We start from the raw sequence: 5,747 nt of genomic DNA, 5'->3' as shown, positions 1-5,747 counted from the left end.
TTCCACTACATCGCCTACCACCTGGAATCCATCGCCGACAACGCGCGTGACGTGGACTTCGCCATGCGCTGGGGCTTCGGCTGGTCCGTCGGCCCGTTCGAAACCTGGCAAGCCGCCGGCTGGAACCAGATCGCCGAGTGGGTGAAGCAGGATATCGAAGAAGGCAAGGCACTGTGCAACGCACCGCTGCCAGCCTGGGTGTTCGAAGGCGCCGTGGCCGAGAAGGGTGTGCATACCCCTGAGGGTTCTTACTCCGCCAAGTCCAAATCCTTCGTACCGCGTTCGACCCTGGACGTGTACAAGCGCCAGGAATTCCGCGCACCGGTATTCGGCAGCGGCGCAGCCGATCCGAAGACCGCCGGCACCACCGTATTCGAAGACGACTCCGTGCGCCTGTGGCACACCGGCGACGACGTGCTGATCGTCTCGCTGAAGACCAAGATGCACGTGATCGGCGACGGCGTGATCAAGGGCCTGCAGCGTGGCCTGGCCGAAGCCGAGAAGAGCTTCAAGGGCCTGGTGATCTGGAGCGCAGACGCAGCCGATGGCGGCGCCTTCTCGGCCGGTGCGGACCTGCAATCGGCACTGCCGGCCTTCATGGCAGGCGGCGCGAAAGCGGTTGATCCGATCATCCGCGAACTGCAGGACACCTTCATGAAGATGAAGTATTCCAACGTGCCTGTGGTGGCTGCAGTGGCTGGCCTGGCGCTGGGGGGCGGCTGCGAAATGGCGCTGCACGCATCCAAGCGCGTGGCATCGATCGAGTCCTACATCGGCCTGGTAGAAGTGGGCGTGGGCCTGATCCCTGCGGGCGGTGGCCTGAAGGAAGCGGCCGTGCGTGCACAGCGTGAAGCCAAGGGCAACGACATCCTGCAATTCCTGAAGACCGGCTTCACCAACGCGGCAACCGCGAACGTATCCAAGTCGGCGCTGGAAGCGAAGGCCATGGGCTACCTGAAAGAAGACGACGTGATCGTGTTCAACCCGTACGAACTGCTGCACGTGGCCAAAGTGACCGCGCGCTCCATGTTCGACGCGGGCTACCGCGCACCGATCCAGCGTCCTGTGACCGTGACCGGCCGTTATGGCTGGGGCACCATCCGCGGCCAGCTGGTCAATATGCGTGACGGCGGCTTCATCTCCGCCCACGACTACAAGCTGGGCGACATGATCGCCGAGATCGTGTCCGGTGGCGACATCGACCAGGGCAGCGTGGTGAGCGAACAGTGGCTGCTGGATATGGAACGCAAGGCCTTCCTGGAATTGCTGAACAATCCGAAGTCGCAGGAGCGCATCATGGGCATGCTGCAGACCGGTAAGCCGGTACGCAACTAAGAGGCTATGTCCATCCTGTCGCTGGCTTTCAAAGTCCTTTTGCGAGTGAAACCGAGCATGGTCTACGAACAGATCAAAAAGCATATGAGCGAGTCGCTGCCTTTCACGCGGCTGCTGGGAATCCGCATCGACAGCATCGGTGCCGGGACGTCGGAAGTGTCGATGCCGGATGACGGCAAGCTGCACAACCACCTCGGCACGCCGCACGCAGGCGCCCTGTTCACGCTGGCCGAAACCGCGTCCGGCGCAGCCATGGCCGGCGGTTTCGCGGACCTGATCATGGATATGCGTCCGGTGGCAAAAGAGTCGCGCATCCAGTACCAGAAAGTGGCCAAGGGCGCGACGCGCGCCTCCGGCCGCGTGCCTGGCGATATCGGCGCGCTCAAGGCTCAGCTGAAGGATGAAGGGAAAGTAGCGTTCCCGGTCAATGTCGACATCTTCGACGAACACGGCACGCTGGCAGCACAAGTACAGGTGGACTGGTACCTCTCCGCCAAACGCTAATCGAACACACAATATCGGAAGCTTAAAATGAGCAAACAACTTCAAGACGCATACATCGTCGCCGCCACCCGCACTCCAATCGGCAAGGCGCCGCGAGGCATGTTCCGCAGCACCCGTCCGGACGACCTGCTGGTGCACGCCATCCGTGGCGCCATGGCCGCCGTGCCTAACCTGGACCCGGCCCTGATTGTCGACGCCATCGTCGGCTGCTCCTTCCCGGAGGCTGAGCAAGGTTTCAACGTGGCGCGTAACGCCGTGGTACTGGCAGGCCTGCCGAACACCGTGGGCGGCGTGACCGTGAACCGTTACTGCGCATCGGGCATCACAGCCCTGGCCATGGCTGCTGACCGCATCCGCGTTGGCGAAGCCGACGTGATGATCGCCGGCGGCGTGGAATCCATGTCCATGGTGCCGATGATGGGCCATCACCCATCCATCAACATGGAAACCTTCAAGGACGAAAACGTGGGCCTGGCCTACGGCATGGGCCTGAYCGCTGAAAAAGTGGCGAACCAGTGGAAAGTATCGCGCGAAGACCAGGACGCCTTCGGCCTGGAATCGCACCGCAAGGCCATCGCCGCACAGCAGGCAGGCCTGTTCAAGGACGAGATCACCCCGGTTGAAATCGTGACCCGCACGCCGGACCTTCGCACTGGCGAAATCAAGATCGGCAAGAAAACCGTGGACCTGGACGAAGGCCCGCGCGCCGACGCTTCCGCTGAAGGCATGGCCAAGCTGAAGCCAGTCTTCGCTGCCAAGGGTTCCGTGACCGCTGCAACGTCTTCCCAGATGTCCGACGGCGCCGGCGCGCTGATCGTGGTGTCCGAGAAGATCCTGAAAGAACACAATCTGACCCCGCTGGCCAAGTTCTCCTCATTCGCCGTGCGCGGCGTGCCGCCTGAGATCATGGGCATCGGTCCTAAAGTGGCGATCCCTGCGGCCTGCGCCGCAGCCGGCATCACCCAGGACCAGCTGGACTGGATTGAACTGAACGAAGCGTTTGCCGCCCAGGCACTGGCCGTGATCCGCGACCTGAACCTGGACACCAGCAAAGTGAACCCGATGGGCGGTGCAATCGCCCTCGGCCACCCGCTGGGCGCGACCGGTGCCATCCGCGCCGCGACCGTCGTGCACGCGCTCCGCCGCAACAGCCTGAAATACGGCATGGTCACCATGTGCGTAGGCGCCGGCATGGGCGCAGCAGGCATCATCGAGCGCGTATAATTCGCGCAAACTCGCGCCGCAGGCACAACCCGCGGTGCATCGTAGGGCGGGTCATTGACCCGCCTTTTTTTCATGTGGAGACAACAAATGGAAATCCAGACCAGCAAGGCCGGCGGCATCCTGACCGTGGCGTTCAATCGCCCCGAGCGCAAGAACGCCATCACGTCCGCCATGTACCAGACCATGGCCGACGCCATCAACGGCGTCGACAGCGACGCCGAAGTGCGCGCCATCCTGATTCATGGCACCCCCGAGATTTTCRCGGCCGGTAACGACCTGGATGATTTCCTGAAAACGACGCCGGATGCGCCGATCAGCGAGCGTCCCGTATTCCGCTTCATGCAGGCTCTGTTCAACTGCAACAAGCCTGTGGTGGCCGCAGTGAACGGCGCCGCTATCGGCATCGGCACCACCATGCTGATGCACTGCGACCTGGTGTACGCCGCCGACAGCGCCAAGTTCTCGGTACCGTTCTCGCAGCTTGGCCTGTGCCCTGAATTCGGCTCCAGCATGCTCCTGCCGCGCAACGCCGGTCACTCCCGCGCTGCCGAAAAGCTGATGCTGGGTGAACCATGGGGCGCGCAGGAAGCCTACGACATGGGCCTCATCTCCAAGGTGCTGCCACCTGCCGAAGTGCTGGCGTATGCACAGGCGCAAGCCGCCAAGCTGGTCGCGCTGCCGGCGACTTCCATCCGCGCCACCAAGCGCCTGATGAAATCCGGCCGCGAAGCCCTGCAAGCCCACATCGACGTCGAAAGCAAAATGTTTGGTGATATGCTGATGGCGCCGGAAGCGAAGGAAGCCTTCACCGCCTTCTTCGAAAAACGCAAACCCGACTTCACCAAATTCGCCTGATCCGCGCCGCACGCGGCACCGACCATTGGAGCCAGCAATGCAGGAACAAATCAACTATCGCCGCCGGCGCCTGCTGGGCGCGGCAGTCGTGACGATCGCAGCCGCAGAGCTCACAATTGGCAGTGCCGCGAGGGCGCAATCCAGCCAGGCCAAAGCTGCGGCATCCCGCCTGCCAGTTGAAGGCAAGCTGCCATCGCTCGACCGTGCGACCGCATGGATCAATTCACCGCCGCTCACGCCGGACGGTTTGCGCGGCAAAGTCGTTCTGGTCGATTTCTGCACCTACACCTGCATCAATTGGCGCCGCACCCTTCCGCATATCCGTGCATGGGCGGCGAAATACAAGGATAAGGGCCTCGTGGTAATCGGCGTGCATACCCCGGAGTTTGAATTCGAAAAGAATCTGGACAATGTGCGCAAGGCGATCAAGGATTTGCAGGTTGATTATCCGATCGCGGTAGACAGCGATTACGGCGTGTGGCGTGCGTTCAACAACGAATACTGGCCGGCGCTCTATTTCGTTGATGCCCAGGGGCGCATCAGAAGCCATAACTTCGGCGAAGGGGAATACGAGCAATCCGAGCGCGTGATTCAGCAATTACTGGCCGAAGCAGGCAGCGCAGGCATCGATAATTCGCTGGTGACGGCCGACGCGCGTGGCGCGGAAGCTCCGGCCGATTGGGAGAACCTGAAGTCCCCGGAAAGCTACGTCGGATATGGCCAGGCGACGAATTTTTCGTCTCCCGGTGGCGCGGCAGCGGACAAGCGCCGCAGCTACACCCTCCCATCACGGCTCGACCTCAATCACTGGGCACTGTCAGGCGCCTGGACGATTGGCAAGCCGTCTGTCGTTCTGAACGAATCCAGCGGGAGCATCGCGTATCGCTTCCACGCGCGGGATCTGCATCTCGTGATGGGGCCTGCCATGCGCGGGACCAGCGTGCGATTCCGTGTGCTCATCGATGGCCAGCCACCTGGATCGGCTCACGGCGTCGATGTTGATGAAAAGGGCGAAGGTATGGTGACCGAACAGAGGATGTATCAACTGGTGCGGCAAATAAACCCGATCGCCGACCGTCAGTTCGAAATCACCTTCCTTGATCCGCGGGTCGAAGTCTTCGTATTCACCTTTGGCTAGCGTGCAGTAGCTTCCTTGAGCAGCCAGTCGCGGAAGGCCACAATCCGCGGCAATCCTGCGCAGTCGGCGCGATAGACGACGTAGTAGGCGAGCGCTGACGAGAAACTGATCTTTGGGAACAGCCGCACCAGGCGCCTCGCCGCGATGTCGTCATGCGCCATCACRCTGCGTGCGAGTGCGATGCCGTGGCCTTCAATTGCTGCCTGCAGCACGGCGGCGGAGTTGTTGATCTTCAGGCCGCGCCTGGCAGATATGCCGCTCACACCGGCCTTGCGGAGCCAGGCCTCCCAGGTTGGAAAGCCTGCGCTGCTGTCCATGGATTGATCATGGATCAGCGTGTGCGCCGCCAGGTCGGCTGGATTCTTGAGCCGTGGCAGTGCGGGCGAGCATACGGGGAAGACTTCCTCGTCCATCATCTTTTCCGCTGCCAGTCCGGGCCAGTTGCCGGTGCCGTAGCGCACACCGATGTCAACGCGCTGGGCGACAAAGTCCACAGGTTTGAGGCTGGTATCCAGGCGCACATCCGTATCCGGGCACGCGGCCTGGAAGCGTTCGATGCGCGGCAGCAGCCACTTCGCTGCGAATGCGGGGCTGACCGTCACCGTCAGCACACCGTTGAGCGAGCCTTCTTTCAACTCCTCCAATCCCAGCGTCAGCCGGTCAAACCCGGCACGGATGTTCGGTAGTGCGC

General features: G+C 62.2%; 6 protein-coding genes. 5 read left to right on the top strand and 1 reads right to left on the bottom strand.

Features of this window, described 5'->3' with window-relative positions:
* The 5 genes from AB4Z11_RS20725 to AB4Z11_RS20705 all read left to right on the top strand — a co-directional run.
* Positions 1-1,335, top strand: a 1,335-nt coding sequence (locus AB4Z11_RS20725) for an enoyl-CoA hydratase/isomerase family protein (protein ID WP_442027367.1), incomplete at its 5' end; no start/stop codon positions are given.
* Between the two features lie 6 nt (positions 1,336-1,341).
* The gene (locus AB4Z11_RS20720; protein ID WP_442027366.1) at positions 1,342-1,839 is read left to right on the top strand and encodes a YiiD C-terminal domain-containing protein; all 498 of its coding nucleotides are present in this window, start codon (positions 1,342-1,344) and stop codon (positions 1,837-1,839) included.
* Between the two features lie 27 nt (positions 1,840-1,866).
* Positions 1,867-3,063, top strand: coding sequence for an acetyl-CoA C-acyltransferase (locus AB4Z11_RS20715; RefSeq protein ID WP_442027365.1), 1,197 nt, complete (start codon positions 1,867-1,869; stop codon positions 3,061-3,063).
* Positions 3,064-3,150: 87 nt separating this feature from the next.
* Positions 3,151-3,918 (top strand): enoyl-CoA hydratase, encoded by a 768-nt coding sequence (locus AB4Z11_RS20710; protein WP_442027364.1) that lies wholly within the window; start codon positions 3,151-3,153, stop codon positions 3,916-3,918.
* A 37-nt stretch (positions 3,919-3,955) separates the two neighbouring features.
* Positions 3,956-5,056, top strand: coding sequence for a redoxin domain-containing protein (locus tag AB4Z11_RS20705; RefSeq protein ID WP_442027363.1), 1,101 nt, complete (start codon positions 3,956-3,958; stop codon positions 5,054-5,056).
* On the opposite strand, the gene AB4Z11_RS20700 is transcribed toward AB4Z11_RS20705, so the two are convergent.
* On the bottom strand, positions 5,053-5,747 hold a 695-nt coding region (locus AB4Z11_RS20700), incomplete at its 5' end, for a LysR substrate-binding domain-containing protein (RefSeq protein ID WP_442027362.1). The genes AB4Z11_RS20705 and AB4Z11_RS20700 overlap by 4 nt on opposite strands.

This window comes from Pseudoduganella sp. RAF53_2 (assembly GCF_052113985.1).
Taxonomy (GTDB): domain Bacteria; phylum Pseudomonadota; class Gammaproteobacteria; order Burkholderiales; family Burkholderiaceae_D; genus Rugamonas.
Note: the sequence above shows the minus strand (reverse complement) of the source record. Positions and strands in the feature narration are given on the sequence as shown.